The organism is Halomonas sp. A29, from assembly GCF_046723295.1.
Lineage (GTDB): Bacteria > Pseudomonadota > Gammaproteobacteria > Pseudomonadales > Halomonadaceae > Halomonas.
In genome coordinates this window covers 168,219-185,328 of record NZ_JAXQPR010000003.1, presented here as the reverse complement: position 1 = coordinate 185,328, position 17,110 = coordinate 168,219, and the positions used below count along the sequence as shown (strand labels likewise).

Below are 17,110 nucleotides of genomic sequence, written 5' to 3'. Positions count from 1 at the left end.
CCCTTGTGTACGACTTATTGACACTGTTGTGCAAGGGCTTGCGGGCATTAAGGTGACCTCAGTCACTCTGGAGTTCCATATGATCACGGCGTTCATTTCGCATCCCGATTGTGACCTTCACCATATGGGCCCGGAGCACCCCGAAAGTCCCCTGCGGCTCGAAGCCATCCGTGCCCGCCTGGCCCTCAGCGGGTTGCTGCAGCAGACCATGCAGTCGGAAGCGCGCCCGGCCACGGAAGAGGAACTGGCCAGAGTGCATCCCCTGCGCCACCTGCGCGCGCTGGACAAGTGCGTCCCCGAGTCGGGTATGGTCAGCCTCGACGGCGACACCCTGATGAATCCCGACAGCCTGGATGCAGCCCGCGTGGCGGCGGGCGCGGTAATTCGTGGCGTCGACCAGGTCTATCGCGGGCAGGCAGACAACGTGTTCTGTGCGGTGCGCCCGCCTGGCCACCACGCCGAGGCCACCGATGCCATGGGCTTCTGCTTCTACAACAATGTCGCCGTCGGTGCGGCGCATGCACGAGCCCGCTACGGGGCTCGCCGAATCGCCATCCTCGACTTCGACGTGCACCAGTGCAATGGTACCATCGACATCTTCAAGGACGATCCGGACATCCTGATCTGCACCAGTTTCCAATACCCCTTCTACCCTTGGCGCTACCTGCGCAGCGAGTGGCAGAACGTGGTCAATACGCCCCTCGAGGCCGGAACCGACAGCAACGCTTTCCGCCGCGCGATCGAGGACGATTGGCTGCCGGCGCTGCACGCCTTCAAACCAGAGCTGGTCTTGGTGTCGTCGGGATTTGACGCCCATCGCGACGACCCGCTCGCCGAGCTGTGCCTGGAAGACGATGACTATTACTGGGTCACTCGGCTGGCCTTGGACATTGCCGCGCTGTATGCCGACAATCGCCTGGTCTCCGTGCTTGAGGGCGGCTACGACCTGGATTCTCTCGGGCGCAGCACCGAAGCGCACGTCAAGGCACTGCTCGGCCTGCCCTTCGAGGCTTGAGCTCGCCGGCAAGTGTCGGTTACGCGTATAGCGACGGCGCCTTCCGGTCGGTGCATGCGCCGCCTTCTGTGGTACGCTTCGGGAAACTCTGTTTCCTATAGTGAACTCATCAATGTCCACCCATACCGACCAGCAGGCCGCGCTGCGCATCGCCTCGGGACGCAAACCGTTCGTCGAGCCGCTGCGTCTCGGTGAGCGGCTCAAGGAAATCCGTCTGGCCAATCAGTGGACGCTTGAGGACGTCAGCCAGCGTACCGGCTTGGCGCGTTCCACGCTGTCCAAGATCGAGAACAACCAGATCTCGCCGACGTTTACTGCGGTGCAGAAATTGATCAATGGCCTGGGTATCGATCTGCCGCAGCTGCTGACACCGCCGAAGGTGCAGCCACGCACCATGGGCCGCCGTGACCTGACACGCCAGGGCGATGGGCAGCGCCATCCGACACCGACCTACGAGCATGAGCTGCTCAGCTGCGAGCTGGCCCAGAAGCGCATGATTCCCTTCAAGACCATCGTGCGGGCGCGCAGCTTCGACGAATTCAGCGAATGGGTGCGCCACGATGGAGAGGAGTTCCTGATGGTGCTGGAGGGTGAGATCCAGCTCTATACCGAATTCTACGAGCCGCTGCAGCTGTCGCGTGGCGACAGCATCTACTTCGACAGCGACATGGGGCACGCACTGGTCTCGGTGAGCGATGACGATGCGGTGGTGCTGTCGGTCTGTACTCGCGGCGATGCCGCTTGATCCGTCAAATGCTGGCGTCTTTTTTGTTATCCTGAGGCAACTTAACCAGGAGCCAACGTCATGCAGCATCTCGACGACGCCACACGCACCCAGCTCGAGGCCGCCGCCTTCCGTCGCCTGCTTCAACACCTGGATGCCAACAAGGACGTGCAGAACATCGACCTGATGATTCTTGCCGACTTCTGCCGCAACTGTCTCTCCAAGTGGCTGGTGGCTGCCGCCGATGAGCGCGGGGCCGAACTCGATTACGAGGCCGCGCGCGAGTACGTCTATGGCATGCCTTACGCTGAGTGGAAGGCCAAGTACCAGCACGAGGCCACCCCGGAGCAGCAGGCCGCCTTCGAGGCGCGGCAGGCGCGAAAGCGGGAGTCTCAATCATGAGCGAGGAGATGATTCCGCTGCGGATCGCGGTGCTGACCATTTCCGACACTCGCGATTTCAGCAGCGACCGCAGCGGTGCCCTGCTGGCCGAGCGGCTCACGGAGGCTGGGCATCAACTGGCCGAGCGGCGCATCGTCATCGACGATGTCTACCGGATCCGCGCGGTAGTTTCCGAATGGATTGCCAACCCTGAAATCCAAGTCATCCTGACCACCGGTGGCACTGGCTTCACGGGTCGGGATTCCACGCCGGAGGCGATATCGGTGTTGCTGGACAAGCGCATCGAGGGCTTCGGCGAGCAGTTTCGGCAGCTCTCTTATCAGGAGGTCGGCAGCTCGACCATCCAGAGCCGCTGTCTCGGTGGGCTGGCCAACGCCACGGTGGTCTTCTGTTTGCCAGGCTCGAGTGGGGCCTGCAGCACGGCCTGGGACGGCCTGCTCGCCGAGCAGCTCGACAGCCGGCACAAACCGTGTAATTTCGCCAATCTTGTCATTCCCGAGCGAGGCCAGCATGGCTGAACTGCAGTCCGTCGAAGCGGCCCTTTCCGCCCTGCTGAAGGATGTCACGCCGGTCGACGCCGAAATCATTCCCTGCGCGGAAGCCGGGCGTCGCGTGCTGGCTACAGAGGTTGTCGCGCGGCTCGACGTACCGCCGTTTAACAATAGCGCCATGGACGGCTATGCCCTGCATCACGACGATGCCGGCAAGCGCCTGCCGGTGACCCAGCGGATCGCCGCGGGAAGCCCGGCGCAATCCCTCACCCGCGGAACCTGCGCGCGCATTTTTACCGGCGCACCGCTGCCACCTGGCGCTGATTGCGTAGTAATGCAGGAGAAGGTCGACGTTACCGGTGACGAGGCTTCGATACCTGTGCAGGTGGCGGTGAATGACAACGTACGACACCGCGGTAGTGATGTCATGGCCGGCAGCGTGTTGCTCGAACGCGGCGTGCGGCTCGACAGTGCGGCGCTGGGACACCTGGCCAGCCAGGGCATCGTCGAGGTGTCGGTGCGCCGGCGGCCACGCGTCGCCTTGCTTATCAGCGGTGACGAGATCGTCGAGCCGGGCCGGCCGCTGGCGCCTGGGCAGATCTACAATAGCAACCGCCCCATGCTGCAAGACCTGCTGGAACGGTTCGGCGCCGAGATCTCCTTCATCGCCACGATGCCCGACGCCGTCGACGGCACGCGAGCCATGCTGGCACTTGCCGCCGAGCAAGCCGACGTCGTGGTTTCCACCGGCGGTGTCAGCGTGGGCGAGGAAGACCATGTCAAGGCTGCCCTCGAGGCGATTGGCCGGCTCGACCTGTGGCGTCTGGCGCTCAAGCCCGGCAAGCCCCTGGCATTGGGAAGGCTTTTCGCCAGCGGCGGTCGTGAGGTTCGCTTCGTCGGCCTGCCCGGCAATCCCGTCTCCAGCTTCGTTGCCGCCTGGCTCTTCCTGCGACCGCTGATGGGCGCCCTGCTCGCCTGCCCGAGCCTGGCCAGCCTGCCGATGCTGCCCGCGAGAGCAGCATTCTCCACCCGCACCGGGCCACGACGGCACTACATGCGCGTCCGCTTGAGCATGAACGAAAGTGGCATCACAGCGTACGCCTTTCCGGATCAAGGCTCCGGCGTGCTCTCATCCTGCGTCAAGGCCGATGCGCTAGCGGTGGTGCCGGCTGACGCCCAGATCAACCCGGGCGACAGGCTCGACTGCCTATGGCTGCGGGTTGATTGAAATCAGGCGCTAACTCAGGCACTACAGCGAGAAAACTCTTCCGGGGTTGAGCAGATTCTTGGGGTCCCAGGCACGCTTGAGGCTTCGCATGAGCTCGACCTCGGTATCGCTCCGGCTGCGGGCAAGCCAGGCCTTCTTCTCCATGCCGATGCCGTGCTCGGCCGAGACCGATCCCCCCACATCGAGCAAGGGTGAGTATACCGCCTCGTCGCTTGCCAGGTGATCGGCATCTTTGCTCTCGGGCTGTATGAAGAGGTGCAGGTTACCGTCGGCGATGTGACCGAACTGGATGCAGCGCGCATCGGGCCAGCGCGCGACAATCCGCTGCCTGACGGCTTCCGCGTAGCCTGCCATCTCCCGTATGGGCAGGCTCACGTCGTATAGGAAGGTGGTTCGTCCCGCGAGCATGGCCTCGAAGTTTTCTCGAATTTCCCACAAGGCGTGTCGCTCGTTCTCGGATTTTGGAACCACGGCATCGACGATCACGCCAGATTCGAGAGCTCGTTCGAGCAGCTGTTCGAAATGCAGCGAATCCCTTTCGATGTTGGCTCCTTCTGCCTGCAGCAGAACATAGAACGGATACTCCCGGTCCAGCGGAGACGGGTGTCCTCCCGGCTCGGTAGCCGCATGGTAGTAGCTGTTCCACATCACCTCATAAGCGCTGAGTGTGCCAGCCAGGTCTCTCTGCATATCCGTCAGCAGTTGCGTTACCGCCTCGAAGGAGGTCAGGGCGGCGAGAGCCGTATTGCAACTTTTCGGCAAGGGGTGCAGACGCACCACCACCCGGGTCACGATCCCGAGCGTACCTTCAGTGCCGATCATCAGGTGCTTGAGATCGTAGCCTGCATTGTTCTTGAGCACTTCGTCCATGCTCGACATCACCGTGCCGTCAGCGAGTACCGCTTCCAGGCCGAGGATCTGGCTGCGCATCATGCCGTAGCGCATCACGCTGATGCCGCCGGCATTGGTCGCTACGTTGCCGCCAATGGTGCAGCTGCCGCGTGCCCCCAGATCCAGTGCGAACAGGCAGTCTTGCTCACGTGCCGCCTCCTGAAGGGCCTGCAAGGTGACGCCCGCCTGGACCGTCGCACTACCACCGATCGGGTCGATGGACTCGATGACGTTCATGCGCTCCAGCGAGATGATGACCTCTTCGTGTGAGGCTACCGCGCCTTGTACGCACCCTGTCAGTCCGCCCTGGGTGACGACCGGCTGGTCGTGGCAGTGGCAAATTTCGAGCGCCTTGCTGACCTCTTTGGTGGTGCGCGGCTTGACCACTGCGAGGGCCTGAGTCGGGGAGGCGTCCCAGTAGCTAGTGGCGCGCTCGGCGACTTGAGCGTCATGCAACACGGCCTGCTCGCCCAAGGCATCGATCAGCGCTTCGATCACGGGTTTCATTGCGTTCAGCCTCCTTGAGCATTCGAGCAGAGTGTCGCATGGGTAGCGCAAACCTATATGATAGGTTGTGCCAAACATATGCCAGCGGAGCGGGGGATGCAACCAGACGGGAGCCCAGCAGTGTGGCATCATGAATCGCAACACGACCGGCATGCCGACAACAGAGGGTGGCGAATGACTGTGAAGCGCGGAAGCGAAGATGCTCCCGGGACGATGGTCGATAAAGCGATGCGCAGCATTCTCGATCACATCCATCGACAAGGGTTGATGGCAGGCGATCCGCTGCAGAGCGAGGCTTACTTCATTGAGACGCTTGGCGTCAGCCGTACCGTAGTGCGTGAAGCGTTCAAATCTCTGGCCGCCATGCGCATCCTTGAAATGAGTGCCGGTCGCCGCACACGCGTGGCAGCCTTCGACGATACTGCTATTGCCCTCACCCTGTCGCATGCACTGCGCACCGCGCAGCTCAATCCTCAACAATTGTTGGATGCGCGTCGTGCCATTGAGCTACGCACCGTGGAATTGGCAGCGGGTCGACGCAGTGAGGCCGAGGCGCGAGAGCTTCTTGCTCTGGTCGAGCGGATGCGAACGGCATGTCACGAAGTCGAGGCAATGACCGGGTCCGACATTGCCTTTCACATCGCGGTGGCGCAGGCGACACGCAATCCGCTGTTTCCGGTCCTGGTGTCGTCCCTGACCACGGCCATGCACGATACCAATGCCATCGTTTGGCGCTATCGCACGTCAAGCACCGCTCGTGAAGAGGTCGTGGCTCTGCATGGAGCCATCGCGCAAGCGATCATGGAACGCGACCCCGGTGCGGCTCGCTCGGCTCTCGAGAAGCACTTCGAAGTCGCCTCGCAAGGCCTGATCCTCGCTGGCTTCAATTAGTAGCGACTCCGTGGCCCGATTAGAGAACCCCGAGATGCCGGAATCCAACCAGGACATCAAACGCTTCTTCAAACAGACCCTGAAGCTCAGGCACTTGCGCACTATCGCGATGCTGGCCGAGATGGGACAGGTGAGCCGGGTCGCGCAGGAGTTGAACGTCACTCAACCTGCCGTTTCCAAACAGATTGGCGAGATCGAGCGAGCGCTGAAGATTTCCATCGTGCAACGACAGGGCAATCGTATCGTCTTGACGCCTGTCGGCGAGAGGCTGGCGACTCATGCCAGGGAGATCGTACAGCAGATCGAACGGGCCGAATTCGACGTCGATGCCCTACATCGAGGTCTTGGCGGTCGTGTCGTGGTTGGTGTCGTTACCTCGATTGCCCCTACCCTGCTGCCGGAGGCGATAAGGCTATTGAAAATCACCGCTCCGCCTGCCGTCGTCTCGGTCGTGGAGGGGCATTTCAATCAGTTGCTGCCGATGCTGGAAAGCGGTGGACTGGATTTGCTGATCGCCCGGGTATGGGAGCCTGTTTACCGCGAGGGGATCGAGCAGGCCACCTTGCTACGCGAACCCATTCTCCTGGTAGCCGGCGTGCAGCATCCACTGGCCGGGCGCCAGGAGATCGAATGGAAGGATGCAGTTGCCTGGCCATGGATCAGTCCGGCCGCAGGGTCGCTGGCTCGGCAGGGAATCGATGCTTTCCTCGCCAGATCGGGACTCGCATTTCCTCCCGGTCATGTCGAGTCCACGTCGCTCCCGCTCAATATAGAACTCATGCGGATCTCTCCCTTCATCAGCCTCATGCCTCAATGGCTGGCGCGACATCATGCGGGAAAGGGCGACCTGACCATCCTGCCACTGCAGCTGGAAGGCGTGCTCTCCGAGGCCCGTTGCTACTGGAGAAAGGAATCCTCCAACGCGACGTCCAATCTCTTTCGCGAGTGTCTGGAGCAGGCCAGCCGCCAGGCGCGTTTTGCTCCTCTGTGACGGTGGCGAGCGTTCCATCGCCTCATGGTATTACCATTTGGTAATACACTGCTGGCAAGATTTCATTGGTCTGCCCCCCGCTCCGCTGCGTACGCTCGAGTCATGACATTAAATAGACTCTCGCTCATGTGGGGCGTACTTCATGTCTTCAGATAACCTGACGACCGCGTCAGCCAACGAACTGCTGCGTTTGATGGGACTGGGAGAGGTGTCCCCCGTCGAGCTCCTGGCATCCTGCATCGAGCGGATCGAACGCCTGAATCCGGCCGTCAATGCCGTCACCGCCACCTGCTATGAACGGGCCCGCGCAGAAGCGCGCGAAGCGGAGCGCCGGCTGCGTCGTGGCGATACCATTGGTCCTCTGCACGGCTTGCCCATCGGAATCAAGGATCTTCAGGAAACGCAGGGCCTTCTAACGACCTATGGCTCTCCTCGCTTTCGGGACCATGTTCCTTCCGCCGACCACCCCTTGGTGGCATCGCTGCGCCGCGCTGGGGCGATCGTGGTCGGCAAGACCAACGTGCCGGAGATGGGCGCCGGTGCCAATACCAGAAACCCGGTGTGGGGGGCCACCGGCAACCCCTTCGATCCCATGCTGAATGCCGGTGGCTCGTCAGGGGGCTCGGCGGTGGCGCTCGCTCTCGACATGCTCCCCCTCTGCACCGGGTCGGACACCGGCGGCTCACTGCGTATTCCGGCTGCATTATGTGGCATCGTGGGTTTTCGCCCCTCTCCGGATCTGGTACCCCATGCGACCCGTCAATTGGGCTGGTCGTCGATATCGCTGCTCGGCCCCATGGCCCGGAACGTTGACGATCTCTGCCTGCTGCTTCGCTCCATGGTCGGCTGTGACTCTCGCGACCCACTCTCGGCGAGGAACGATCCTGCTCTCTTCGGCGCCTACGATCCGCCGGAACTACGTTCGTTGCGTATCGGCTACACCGAGGACTTTGGCGTATGCGCCGTCGATAACGATATCCGCAAGGTGTTTCGCGAGCGCATGGCAGCGATTGCTCCCCTGTTTGGTGAGTGTCGACCGCTCGACTTCGACTTGGGCGAGGCTGACCAATGTTTCGATGTCGTGCGTGCCGAAAGTTTCGTTGCTGCTTTCCATGACGATTACCGGAGAAACCCGGAACTTCTGGCCCCTGCCGTCAAGGCCAACTACGAGCTCGGTGCATCCATGTCCCTGGCTGACCGGGCTTGGGCGCATGCTGAACAGACACGGATTTTTCGAAGCTTCCAACGAACGCTGGCCGATGTGGATGTGGTGCTTGCCCCGGTGACCCCAGTGACTCCCTTCAGCTGGCAGCAGGCCTATGCCGAGCGTATCGACGGCATTCCGCTCGCGACGTACTATCGCTGGCTTGCACTCACCTATGTCGTCACATTGGCCAATAATCCGGCCCTGTCGATGCCGTGCGGTCTCGACCATGCCGGCATGCCATTTGGCATGCAGGTGATCGGCCAGTTCAGGGGAGATGCCCAATTGCTGCAGGCTGCCCGAGCCATCGAGCAAGCCTTCGAGTCGCTATCGGCGACACGTCGTCCGAAGCCGGATCTTGCCAGGCTTTCCGAGCCCACACCGGAGTTGAAGTCCATCGTCACGTCGCCTCCCGGTTCGAACGACGGCTACTCTGCGACGTCGGCATCCATCCCCGTCTAGGAGTCAGTCATGGCCTACGTCATTGCAGCCTTTCTGGTATTCCTCACCACCGGTACGGCGTTCGCCTACCTGATGGGGGCAACCGCGATCCTTGCTTTCATTGCGGCGGGCTATCCCCAGTATCTGGCCATCGTTCCCCAACGTATCTTCTCTCAGTTGGATGTCTTCGCCTTCATGGCCATGCCGTTGTTCATCCTCACTGGAGAGTTGATGAACCGCGCCGGGGTAACGCGAGCCTTGATCGACCTGGCGATGGCCCTGCTGGGGCGTCTCAAGGGTGGGCTGGGTCACGTCAACATCATGACCAGTCTCTTTTTCTCGGGTATATCGGGCTCCGCCGTGGCCGATGCGGCGGCGGTGTCGAATACCTTGATCCCTGCCATGCGGGAGCGTGGTTACTCGCCCTATTACGCCGGAGCCATCACGGCTGCCTCTTCCATGATCGGGCCGATCATTCCACCCAGCATCATCATGATCATCTATGGCGGGTTGACCGGCACTTCGGTGGCGGCGCTATTCGTTGCCGGCATCCTTCCCGGTCTGCTGCTGGCCTGCATGCTGTTTGGCATGAACGGCTGGCTTGCTCGTCGAGAGAATCATCCTGGTGGAAACGCCATCGAAGTACCGCCTCTCCGTGCCAGCTTTCTGAGGGCCGCTCCTGCCCTGGCCATTCCGGTCATCATCCTCGGCAGCATCGTTTTCGGCCTGACCACGCCGACCGAGGGTGCCGCACTGGCAGTAGTGGCTGCCATTCTTGTCGGCAGGCTGCTGGGCGCCATGACGCCCAAACTCTTCTATGAAGCGGCAGAGGCAACGGCCCGTTTGACGGGAGCGATCTTCATCATCCTGTGTGCCATTGCGGTACTTAGCTATCTGGCGGGTCTGCTCGGCTGGCCGCAATTGCTGTCGGGGTGGGTGGAGTCGGCGGGGCTCACCGGGACTCGATATCTCATCCTGCTGATTGCGGTGCTGTTGATTGCCGGGATGTTCATGGATACACCCGTAGCGCTTACCCTTCTGGTTCCCCTGCTCGCACCAACGGCTCTGCTCCAGGGGATAAGTCCGGTACACCTGGGCATCGTGGTGTGTTTCAACCTCTGCATCGGCTTGATAACGCCGCCCCTGGGCAAGTGCCTCATCGTGGTGGCGGCTATCGCCAAACTCGACTATTGGCGGCTTGCCCTGGCAACCCTGCCGTTCATCGCCGTGCAGATCGTCACTCTGTTGATGATTGCGTTCTTTCCGGAGATCAGTCTGTCACTGCCTCGGATATTCGGCTTCAAAGTAGATTGACCATAATAACCACAAGAGGAGACATGCCATGAAACTGTTGCAAAAGCTGGCTTTGGCCGGTGCCCTGCTTGCCCTGACCGCGGCAGCCTGGAGCAGTGAGATCAAGGTTGCCCTCGACAGTCCGCCGGACCTCGAGAAGTCAGGCTCCTATGTCTGGGCGCACCACTTTACCGAAGCGCTCAATGAGCGGGGCCTGACGGCCAGGGAACTGCCACGTGACGCCGTCGGTGGTGAGGCGGAAAAGCTCGATCAGATAGCAATGGGGCTGTTGGAAGTATCGTTATCGGATGTCAACTCTGTCGCGCGAATCGACCCCTTCATCTTCGGCGTACGACTGCCTTATCTCTTCGATGGCGTGGCACACATGGATCGGGCCTTGGCCGAAGGCGATGTGTTGAAACGAATCAATGACGACATCGCACATGCCAGCGTTCGATTGTTGGCGATCGTGCCGCTCGGGCCGCCTTCGGGCATCATCACGACACGCAAGGCCGTGACCACGCCCGATGACATGTCCGGCCTGAGGATGCGCGCCCTCGACGATGCTCAGATCGCTCTCTACAGGGCCTGGGGGTCCAACGGCACCATCGTCTCCTGGGGGGAAGTCCCGGCTGCCCTGCAGACAGGGATCGTCGACGGCTACATCAATACGCCGCTAGTACCCATTATGTTTGGTCAAACGGACATCGTGCGCTATTACACCGATGCCAATGTCATGAATGCGTTGCGCGCCGTCCTGGTGTCGGATGACTGGTACCGGGGGCTGAACGATGATGAGAGAAGCATCGTCGATGAGTCCGTCGAGGTTGCCAACCAGGCCAACCGCTACTGGTTGGAGGAGGTCACGCCTAAAGCGCTGGCGGAACTGGAAGCCGCTGGTGTGGAGGTCATGGTGTTGTCGGATACGGCGAGAGAGAGATTCCGTGAACTGTCACAGCCTGTCTACCATGACACGACGCTGACACCGGAGCAGGTGGAGACCTGGTCGGAGCTGGCCCAACGTACTCGCTGATTTCAGCGGGTAGGCCCCCCGGTGCCAGGCTCAAACTGGCACGGGGCTGGGTAATCGTCGTGTTCCCGACAGGGTGTGCCGAATATGTATCGCTCAATCGTCATCTTCAGTGACTGGCTGGACTGGCTGACACGGCGCTTGGCGGTGCTGTGTCTGACGGCCATGCTGGTGTTCGTGGCCATACAGGTCATCGCGCGTTATGCCTTCAGCGCCCCGCCGTCCTGGACCGAGGAGATGGCGCGTTACATGATGGTCTGGAGTGGGCTGCTTGGTGCCACTCTCTCCTTCAAGTCGAAAGACGATCCGGCGCTATTCAAGGACCCCATGCAAGACAAGGGGAGCCCCTGGTGGCAGTTCACGGCTCTCGTACGCGGCACGGCAGTGCTCATTTTTCTGGTACCGATCATTTATTTCAGCATCTTTGGCCCGGGGATGGATACGGCACGCGGCTTCATTGCACGCCAGGCCCGGCTCAGCGCAGACACGCTCGGGTTTCCAATGTCCTGGGTGGCGATAGCCGTGCCGATCTGCGCCGCGATCATCCTGATCCATTTGCTGGCGCGAGCCTGCGAGCTGAAAATGGCGGAGTCGACCCGTAGGAGGCGATTCAGTGGGCAGGAACCTCGAGTGCCTCGATGACCGCCGGCCACAGCCGGTCGAAGTCGCGCTGCAGGTTGCCGTAATCCGCCTCCAGCCAGGGTACCAGGGCAGCCAGTCGATTGGGGCCCGACAGGCGGTTGCCGATCCCCTGCACCGCATTGCAGGTGAAGGTGAAATCGGCGTAGCGGTGCAGCCAGTCCTGGGCGACCAGGGCCGGCACCATCCGCTCCAGGCGAGCCGGTGCGGGCCGGTGGCTCAGCACGCGATAGCTGCGCAGCACCAGACGCGACTCCTGAGTCTCGAGCTCGAGTTCACGGGCCACGAAATGATCCCACAGCAGGTCCAGCGCGATGCCGGCATAGCGACGATGCTCAGCGGGCGCTCGTCTGCGCGCCGACCGCACGACCGGGTGAGCGTCGACGAAGGCATCGACCCGACGATGATGGCGAATGCCCAGCGCCACCTCGGCAGGCCAGGCGGAAAGGTCGCTGCCCTTGACCCCATCGGCGATCAGGTTGCCATAGAGGAAGTCATCGCTGCCGCCGCGGGCAAGCCAGGCATGGGCGAGAAAGTTCATGTCGTGGCCATCATCAGAGACAGTTGGCGGGCTTCGGCAACCCTGCAAGGCGCGCCGCCACCTTGGCGGGACTGTCTGGAAAAAGCCTCATCAGGTGCAGTGAACGGCCCTTCTCCGGCCCCAGTGCCTGGCCCACCGCCTTGACCAACGGACGCATGGCCGGTGACGCCTCGTAGCGTGAGTAGAAGCTGCGAATCACCTCGATCACCTCCCAGTGCTCCGCACTCAGCTCGCGCCCCTCCTCTGCGGCCAGGGCTTCGGCGATGGCCGGCGTCCAGGCCGACAGGTCGACGAGGTATCCTTCGGGGTCGAGCGCAATACGCTCATCGCCGACGCTCAGGTAGCGATCGATCTCGGTAGAAGCCATCAGAACCAGCTCACCGTCTTGTCGGCTTCTTCGGTCAGGGTGACGAAGCCATCCACGTCGACGACCTGGACGCTGGCATCGCACTGGCCTTCCAGACCGCGCGCGCTCAGGTCTTCGCGCAGAGCGAAAAGGCGCCCGTCTATCGCCTGGAAGTGACGTACTTGTGCCGTCATGGCGCCCAATACGCCATCCTCGATCAGCAGCAGTCGATCCTCGATTCCCATGGCGGCGAGCGCATCGCGATAGACCAGGCTCGCACTGGGTGGTCGATTGAGTATGTGCAGGATCATGGGCATCCTCGCAGTGGCATCGTCGTCATTCAGAATGTCAGGACCAGCCTATGCCCGGCAATCAGTCGAGGAATCGAACTGGCATCGACCCCGGCAGCAGGAAGCAACAGGTCGTGCTGGGTGAGTCCGAAGCGTTTACCTGCCTCGAGGTCGAAGTAGAGCGACTCGATATCGTACATCGCCAGCATGTCCAGGGTGGCCGAAGTGCCCTTCTGGCCCAAAGGGCCAGCCTGCTGTCCCTTGGTCAGAGCCAGAACGCCATTGCTCTGGAACAGCAGGCTCACCGACTGGCCGAAGGTGGCGGCGACCAGTGCCGCATCGAGACCCTCGCGCAGCCAGCTGCTGCCGTACGGTGCATGGCGCAGGATGACCAGTAGGTCTCCGGTGGCAAGGGCGTTTGACGACATCCGTTCGTTCTCCTCAGGGGGCAAAGGTCACCAGGCGATCGACCGTCTGTCCCAGGTCGATCAACTGGCCAAGCCCCGTCAGCTCGAAGGGAGGTTCGACGCTGTGACCTGCCTTGCCGTGGCGGCCGGCTTCCCGTGTGTCGAGCAGCCCACGACGTAGTGCAGCGGCAATACAGACCTGCAGCTGCGTGCCGTAGTCGGCGTGTAACGAGCACCAGGCATCGTACAGGTGGGGTTCGTCCTGGGGTGGCGCAGCTAAGCGTGCCGCATTGTAGACCCCATCATGATAGAAGAAGACGCTCTCAAGTTGGTGCCCTTTCGCTATCAGCGCTGCGGCAAAGCGCAGTGCGGAATGGGATGCCTGGCTGCTGTAGGGCGCTCCCTCGACGAGTAGACCATAGCGCATGGCAGTTCCTGCCTTCTCAAACACGCAGGCCCCGCATCGGCGGGGCCTGGAAGTACCTGACCTGTCGGGTTCAGTCGTTGCTCATGATACCGAGCAGCGACAGCAGGCTGATGAAGAGGTTGTAGATCGAGACGTACAGCGTGATGGTGGCCAGGATGTAGTTGGTCTCACCGGCGCGATGCACGATCTCACTGGTCTGGTAGAGAATGGCGGCCGAGGCGAACAGTACGAAGCCGGCCGATACCATCAGCATCAGGGTGGGAATCTGGAACACCAGGCCCGCCACCATGGCCAGGATCAGCACGATGGCGCCTGCCAGGAGGAAGTTGCCCAGGAAGCTGAAGTCCTTCTTGGATACCAGTGCCACGGCGGATAGACCGATGAAGGTCAGCCCGGTCATGGCCAGGGCGTTCATGATCAGCGCGGCGCCATTGGGCAGGGCCAGATAGGCACTGAGGATCGGGCCGAGGGTGAAGCCCATGAAGCCGGTGAAGGCGAAGGTTGCCAGCAGGCCGGTAGCCGAGTTGGCGGTCTTGTGTACCAGGAACATCAAGCCGTATGCGCCGATGAAGAACACGAAGATGTTCATCCGTTCGACGCCCATGGCCATGGCGGCACCCGCTGTGACGGCGGAGAACAGCAGTGTCATCGCCAATAGCGCATAGGTGTTGCGCAGCACCTTGTTGGCGCTGACGGCCTGTGACGAGTGCTGGGTCACATGTGTGTCGTGATAGGCCATTGATCCAGAGCTCCCTGTGATTGATCTTTGTTGATCTCTGCAGTTGACCAAGGATGCCGTCGGTTGGTTCCCGGTGCAAGTCCTTAGTTCTACAAGGCTCAACGAATCTTCATCGCCTCATGGGGTGCGCAAGCACGTCGATGGCGATACGACGGGCGCTGGCGCATAGGCTCGGCTCGCTGCTCACCTGGGCGGCGTCGAGCCAGTGAACCTCGCTGGCATCGTCTCCAGCGACAGCACTCCCGGCCAGCCAGTGACAACTCACCACCACAATGACGAAGTGGCTCGACAGACCGCCTTCATCATCGAACTGAAACTGGTCGATGGCAGTCAGCACCCGCCCTGGCTCGGTATCGATACCGGTTTCCTCGCGCAACTCGCGCAGGGCCGTCTCCCACAGCGGCTCGCCTGGTTCCACTCGTCCTCCCGGCAGAGCGAGCATGCCGGCGTTAGGCGCACGACGGCGCCGCACCATCAGCACCCTCCCCTGGTGAACCACCACCGCAGCCACGGCCGGGGTCGGCCTCGATGGTGGGTTTGCATGACACGGCATACGGACTCCTTGGCAGTACCTGTCTGCCAACTCTTGACCTCATGAGCATAACTGGTAATATTCGCCCCCGTGAGCCGGAGGGATGGCAGAGCGGTTGAATGCACCGGTCTTGAAAACCGGCAAAGGTGAAAGCCTTTCCAGGGTTCGAATCCCTGTCCCTCCGCCAACGAACTTTGCAAGCCTCTGATTAATCAGAGGCTTTTTTCTTTTTAGAGCTAATTATTAGGCTTATTCTCTATATTGCAGAGCAATATCGGATGGTAGAATGGGGCGGTCTTTCAATCCTCCCCTAACCTTCACTCAGGTACCCATCCATGCCAACTGGCTTCTGCTCTCTCGCCAGGCTCCGGGGCATCTCCCGGTGGCCGGGCATACTGCTGCTTGCCCTTTCTGCAACGCTGTTCAGTCCCGCCGCTCTTGCTGTCACCGGCAGCCTGGAAATGACCAGCTCGGCGGTCGGTTTCTTTGCCGTGATCATCTTCGTTCTCGCCTATGCACTGGTCATGGCCGAAGAAAAGCTACATATGCGCAAGTCCAAGCCGGTGCTCGTCGCGGCCGGTCTGATCTGGGGCATGATCGGCTGGGTTTACGTCCAGTCCGGAATGCCCAACGAGGCCGAACACGCCTTTCGCGAAACGCTGCTCGAATTCACCGAACTGATGCTGTTCCTGCTGGTGGCAATGACCTACATCAACGCCATGGAAGAGCGGCGGGTATTCGATGCCCTGCGTTCCTGGATGCTGCGCAAGGGCTTCAGCTACAAGCAGCTGTTCTGGCTGACCGGCGTGCTTGCCTTCGTGATCTCGCCCATTGCCGACAACCTGACCACGGCCATGCTGATGTGTGCGGTGGTGACCAAGGTGGCCGAGGGCGACAAGCGTTTCATCAACCTTTGTTGCATCAATATCGTGGTTGCCGCGAATGCCGGTGGCGCCTTCAGCCCCTTCGGCGATATCACGACGCTGATGGTCTGGCAGGCCGGCATCGTGCAGTTCTACGAATTCTTCACCCTGCTGGTTCCTTCGCTGGTCAATTTCCTGATACCAGCGAGCTTGATGAGCCTGTTCATCAATAACCGCAAGCCTGAGGGTGTCTACGAGGACGTCTGGCTCAAGCGCGGAGCACGCCGGATCATTGCGCTCTTCCTGCTCACGGTGGCCACGGCCGTTGCCTGCCATACCCTGCTCCATTTGCCACCGGTGCTGGGCATGATGACCGGCCTGGGCTACCTGCAGTTCTTCGGTTACTACCTGCGCCGTAGCCTGCCCCGCTCGCTGGAGCGCAAGCGCATTCGCTACACGGCCCGGGGCGACGAGCGCAAGCTGGCTCAGTTGGGCGGGGTGGTGCCGTTCGACGTCTTCAACCGCGTGGCTCGGGCGGAGTGGGATACCCTTCTGTTCTTCTATGGCGTTGTGATGTGCGTAGGTGGGCTGGGCTTCATGGGCTATCTGGGGCTGCTCTCCGAGGCGCTTTACTACGGCTGGAACCCCACCTGGGCCAACATCGTGCTGGGTCTGGTCTCGGCCGTGGTCGACAACATCCCGGTCATGTTCGCCGTGCTGACCATGCAGCCCGAGATGTCCCATGGGCATTGGCTGTTGATCACCTTGACGGCTGGCGTGGGCGGCAGCGTGCTGTCGATCGGTTCCGCTGCCGGCGTCGCGTTGATGGGACAGGCGCGTGGCAACTATACCTTCATGGGCCACCTGCGCTGGGCGCCAGTTATCATACTGGGTTATGCGGCCAGTGTTGCCACTCACATGTGGCTCAATGCCGCGAGTTTTGCCATTCCCAGCTGAGTGCCAGCAGGACTCAGGGTCATGTTTTGCGCCCGGCCATGGCCGGGCGCAGTGCTATCTGACGGGGTACGGTTTCAGTTGCCTGGCATGACGGTACTGGCCGGTGCACTGCCATTCAAAAGATCAGCATCAGCAGACCGATGACCACGAGTAGCCCGATGAGGAAGATGATGCCGACGGTGCTTGCCAGAAACTTGAGCATGTGACGACTCCTTGTCGATGTAAAAACATTGAACTCCACCAAGCGAAAACGGCCTTGTT

The 17,110-nt window shown here is 61.4% G+C and carries 20 protein-coding genes and 1 tRNA gene; 13 read left to right on the top strand and 8 right to left on the bottom strand.

The genetic code is table 11. The features are described 5' to 3' along the window. Positions 1–79 precede the first annotated feature (79 nt). From SPH52_RS06925 to glp, 5 genes are all read left to right on the top strand, one after another. Positions 80–1,015: a histone deacetylase family protein gene (locus tag SPH52_RS06925; protein WP_411794271.1), complete on the top strand. Its 936-nt coding sequence runs from the start codon at positions 80–82 to the stop codon at positions 1,013–1,015. A 112-nt stretch (positions 1,016–1,127) separates the two neighbouring features. After that, positions 1,128–1,760: a helix-turn-helix domain-containing protein gene (locus SPH52_RS06920; RefSeq protein ID WP_411794270.1), complete on the top strand. Its 633-nt coding sequence runs from the start codon at positions 1,128–1,130 to the stop codon at positions 1,758–1,760. Positions 1,761–1,820: 60 nt separating this feature from the next. After that, the gene (locus tag SPH52_RS06915) at positions 1,821–2,141 is read left to right on the top strand and encodes a DUF1244 domain-containing protein (RefSeq protein WP_411794269.1); all 321 of its coding nucleotides are present in this window, start codon (positions 1,821–1,823) and stop codon (positions 2,139–2,141) included. Then, positions 2,138–2,659, top strand: a complete 522-nt coding sequence (gene moaB / locus SPH52_RS06910) for a molybdenum cofactor biosynthesis protein B (protein WP_411794268.1) — start codon at positions 2,138–2,140, stop codon at positions 2,657–2,659. Before SPH52_RS06915 ends, moaB begins: the two co-directional genes overlap by 4 nt. Continuing rightward, positions 2,652–3,860: a gephyrin-like molybdotransferase Glp gene (gene glp, locus SPH52_RS06905; RefSeq protein ID WP_411794267.1), complete on the top strand. Its 1,209-nt coding sequence runs from the start codon at positions 2,652–2,654 to the stop codon at positions 3,858–3,860. Before moaB ends, glp begins: the two co-directional genes overlap by 8 nt. Before the next feature lie 21 nt (positions 3,861–3,881). Here glp and SPH52_RS06900 read toward each other — a convergent pair whose 3' ends face one another. Next, on the bottom strand, positions 3,882–5,258 hold the full coding sequence (locus SPH52_RS06900; protein ID WP_411794266.1) for an FAD-binding oxidoreductase: 1,377 nt from the start codon (positions 5,256–5,258) through the stop codon (positions 3,882–3,884). Between the two features lie 174 nt (positions 5,259–5,432). On the opposite strand from SPH52_RS06900, the gene SPH52_RS06895 reads away from it, so the two are divergent. From SPH52_RS06895 to SPH52_RS06870, 6 genes are all read left to right on the top strand, one after another. Beyond that, on the top strand, positions 5,433–6,149 hold the full coding sequence (locus SPH52_RS06895; protein ID WP_411794265.1) for a FadR/GntR family transcriptional regulator: 717 nt from the start codon (positions 5,433–5,435) through the stop codon (positions 6,147–6,149). Between the two features lie 34 nt (positions 6,150–6,183). Then, a complete protein-coding gene (locus tag SPH52_RS06890; RefSeq protein ID WP_411794264.1) occupies positions 6,184–7,140 on the top strand; it encodes a LysR family transcriptional regulator in 957 nt (318 codons plus the stop codon). 142 nt (positions 7,141–7,282) lie between these two features. Beyond that, positions 7,283–8,806: an amidase gene (locus SPH52_RS06885; RefSeq protein ID WP_411794263.1), complete on the top strand. Its 1,524-nt coding sequence runs from the start codon at positions 7,283–7,285 to the stop codon at positions 8,804–8,806. A gap of 9 nt (positions 8,807–8,815) precedes the next feature. Further along, the gene (locus SPH52_RS06880; protein WP_411794262.1) at positions 8,816–10,099 is read left to right on the top strand and encodes a TRAP transporter large permease; all 1,284 of its coding nucleotides are present in this window, start codon (positions 8,816–8,818) and stop codon (positions 10,097–10,099) included. Positions 10,100–10,127: 28 nt separating this feature from the next. Further along, positions 10,128–11,111, top strand: coding sequence for a TRAP transporter substrate-binding protein (locus SPH52_RS06875; protein ID WP_411794261.1), 984 nt, complete (start codon positions 10,128–10,130; stop codon positions 11,109–11,111). A gap of 84 nt (positions 11,112–11,195) precedes the next feature. Beyond that, positions 11,196–11,750 (top strand): TRAP transporter small permease, encoded by a 555-nt coding sequence (locus SPH52_RS06870; RefSeq protein ID WP_411794260.1) that lies wholly within the window; start codon positions 11,196–11,198, stop codon positions 11,748–11,750. Here SPH52_RS06870 and SPH52_RS06865 read toward each other — a convergent pair. From SPH52_RS06865 to SPH52_RS06835, 7 genes are all read right to left on the bottom strand, one after another. Next, the gene (locus SPH52_RS06865) at positions 11,719–12,288 is read right to left on the bottom strand and encodes an ACP phosphodiesterase (RefSeq protein WP_411794259.1); all 570 of its coding nucleotides are present in this window, start codon (positions 12,286–12,288) and stop codon (positions 11,719–11,721) included. The genes SPH52_RS06870 and SPH52_RS06865 overlap by 32 nt on opposite strands. Positions 12,289–12,301: 13 nt before the next feature. Continuing rightward, positions 12,302–12,655 (bottom strand): TusE/DsrC/DsvC family sulfur relay protein, encoded by a 354-nt coding sequence (locus SPH52_RS06860; protein WP_411794258.1) that lies wholly within the window; start codon positions 12,653–12,655, stop codon positions 12,302–12,304. Further along, positions 12,655–12,945, bottom strand: coding sequence for a sulfurtransferase complex subunit TusB (gene tusB, locus SPH52_RS06855; RefSeq protein WP_411794257.1), 291 nt, complete (start codon positions 12,943–12,945; stop codon positions 12,655–12,657). Before tusB ends, SPH52_RS06860 begins: the two co-directional genes overlap by 1 nt. A 29-nt stretch (positions 12,946–12,974) precedes the next feature. Further along, positions 12,975–13,352, bottom strand: a complete 378-nt coding sequence (locus SPH52_RS06850; RefSeq protein WP_411794256.1) for a DsrE family protein — start codon at positions 13,350–13,352, stop codon at positions 12,975–12,977. A gap of 13 nt (positions 13,353–13,365) precedes the next feature. Then, on the bottom strand, positions 13,366–13,758 hold the full coding sequence (tusD, locus tag SPH52_RS06845; protein ID WP_411794255.1) for a sulfurtransferase complex subunit TusD: 393 nt from the start codon (positions 13,756–13,758) through the stop codon (positions 13,366–13,368). Between the two features lie 70 nt (positions 13,759–13,828). Beyond that, positions 13,829–14,497 (bottom strand): Bax inhibitor-1/YccA family protein, encoded by a 669-nt coding sequence (locus SPH52_RS06840; protein ID WP_411794254.1) that lies wholly within the window; start codon positions 14,495–14,497, stop codon positions 13,829–13,831. A 109-nt stretch (positions 14,498–14,606) separates the two neighbouring features. Next, a complete protein-coding gene (locus SPH52_RS06835; protein ID WP_411794253.1) occupies positions 14,607–15,050 on the bottom strand; it encodes an NUDIX hydrolase in 444 nt (147 codons plus the stop codon). Positions 15,051–15,126: 76 nt separating this feature from the next. On the opposite strand from SPH52_RS06835, the gene SPH52_RS06830 reads away from it, so the two are divergent. Both SPH52_RS06830 and nhaD read left to right on the top strand, forming a co-directional pair. Then, a tRNA-Ser gene (locus SPH52_RS06830) sits at positions 15,127–15,216 on the top strand. Positions 15,217–15,364: 148 nt separating this feature from the next. Further along, positions 15,365–16,849 (top strand): sodium:proton antiporter NhaD, encoded by a 1,485-nt coding sequence (gene nhaD, locus SPH52_RS06825; RefSeq protein ID WP_411794252.1) that lies wholly within the window; start codon positions 15,365–15,367, stop codon positions 16,847–16,849. Positions 16,850–17,110: the final 261 nt, after the last annotated feature.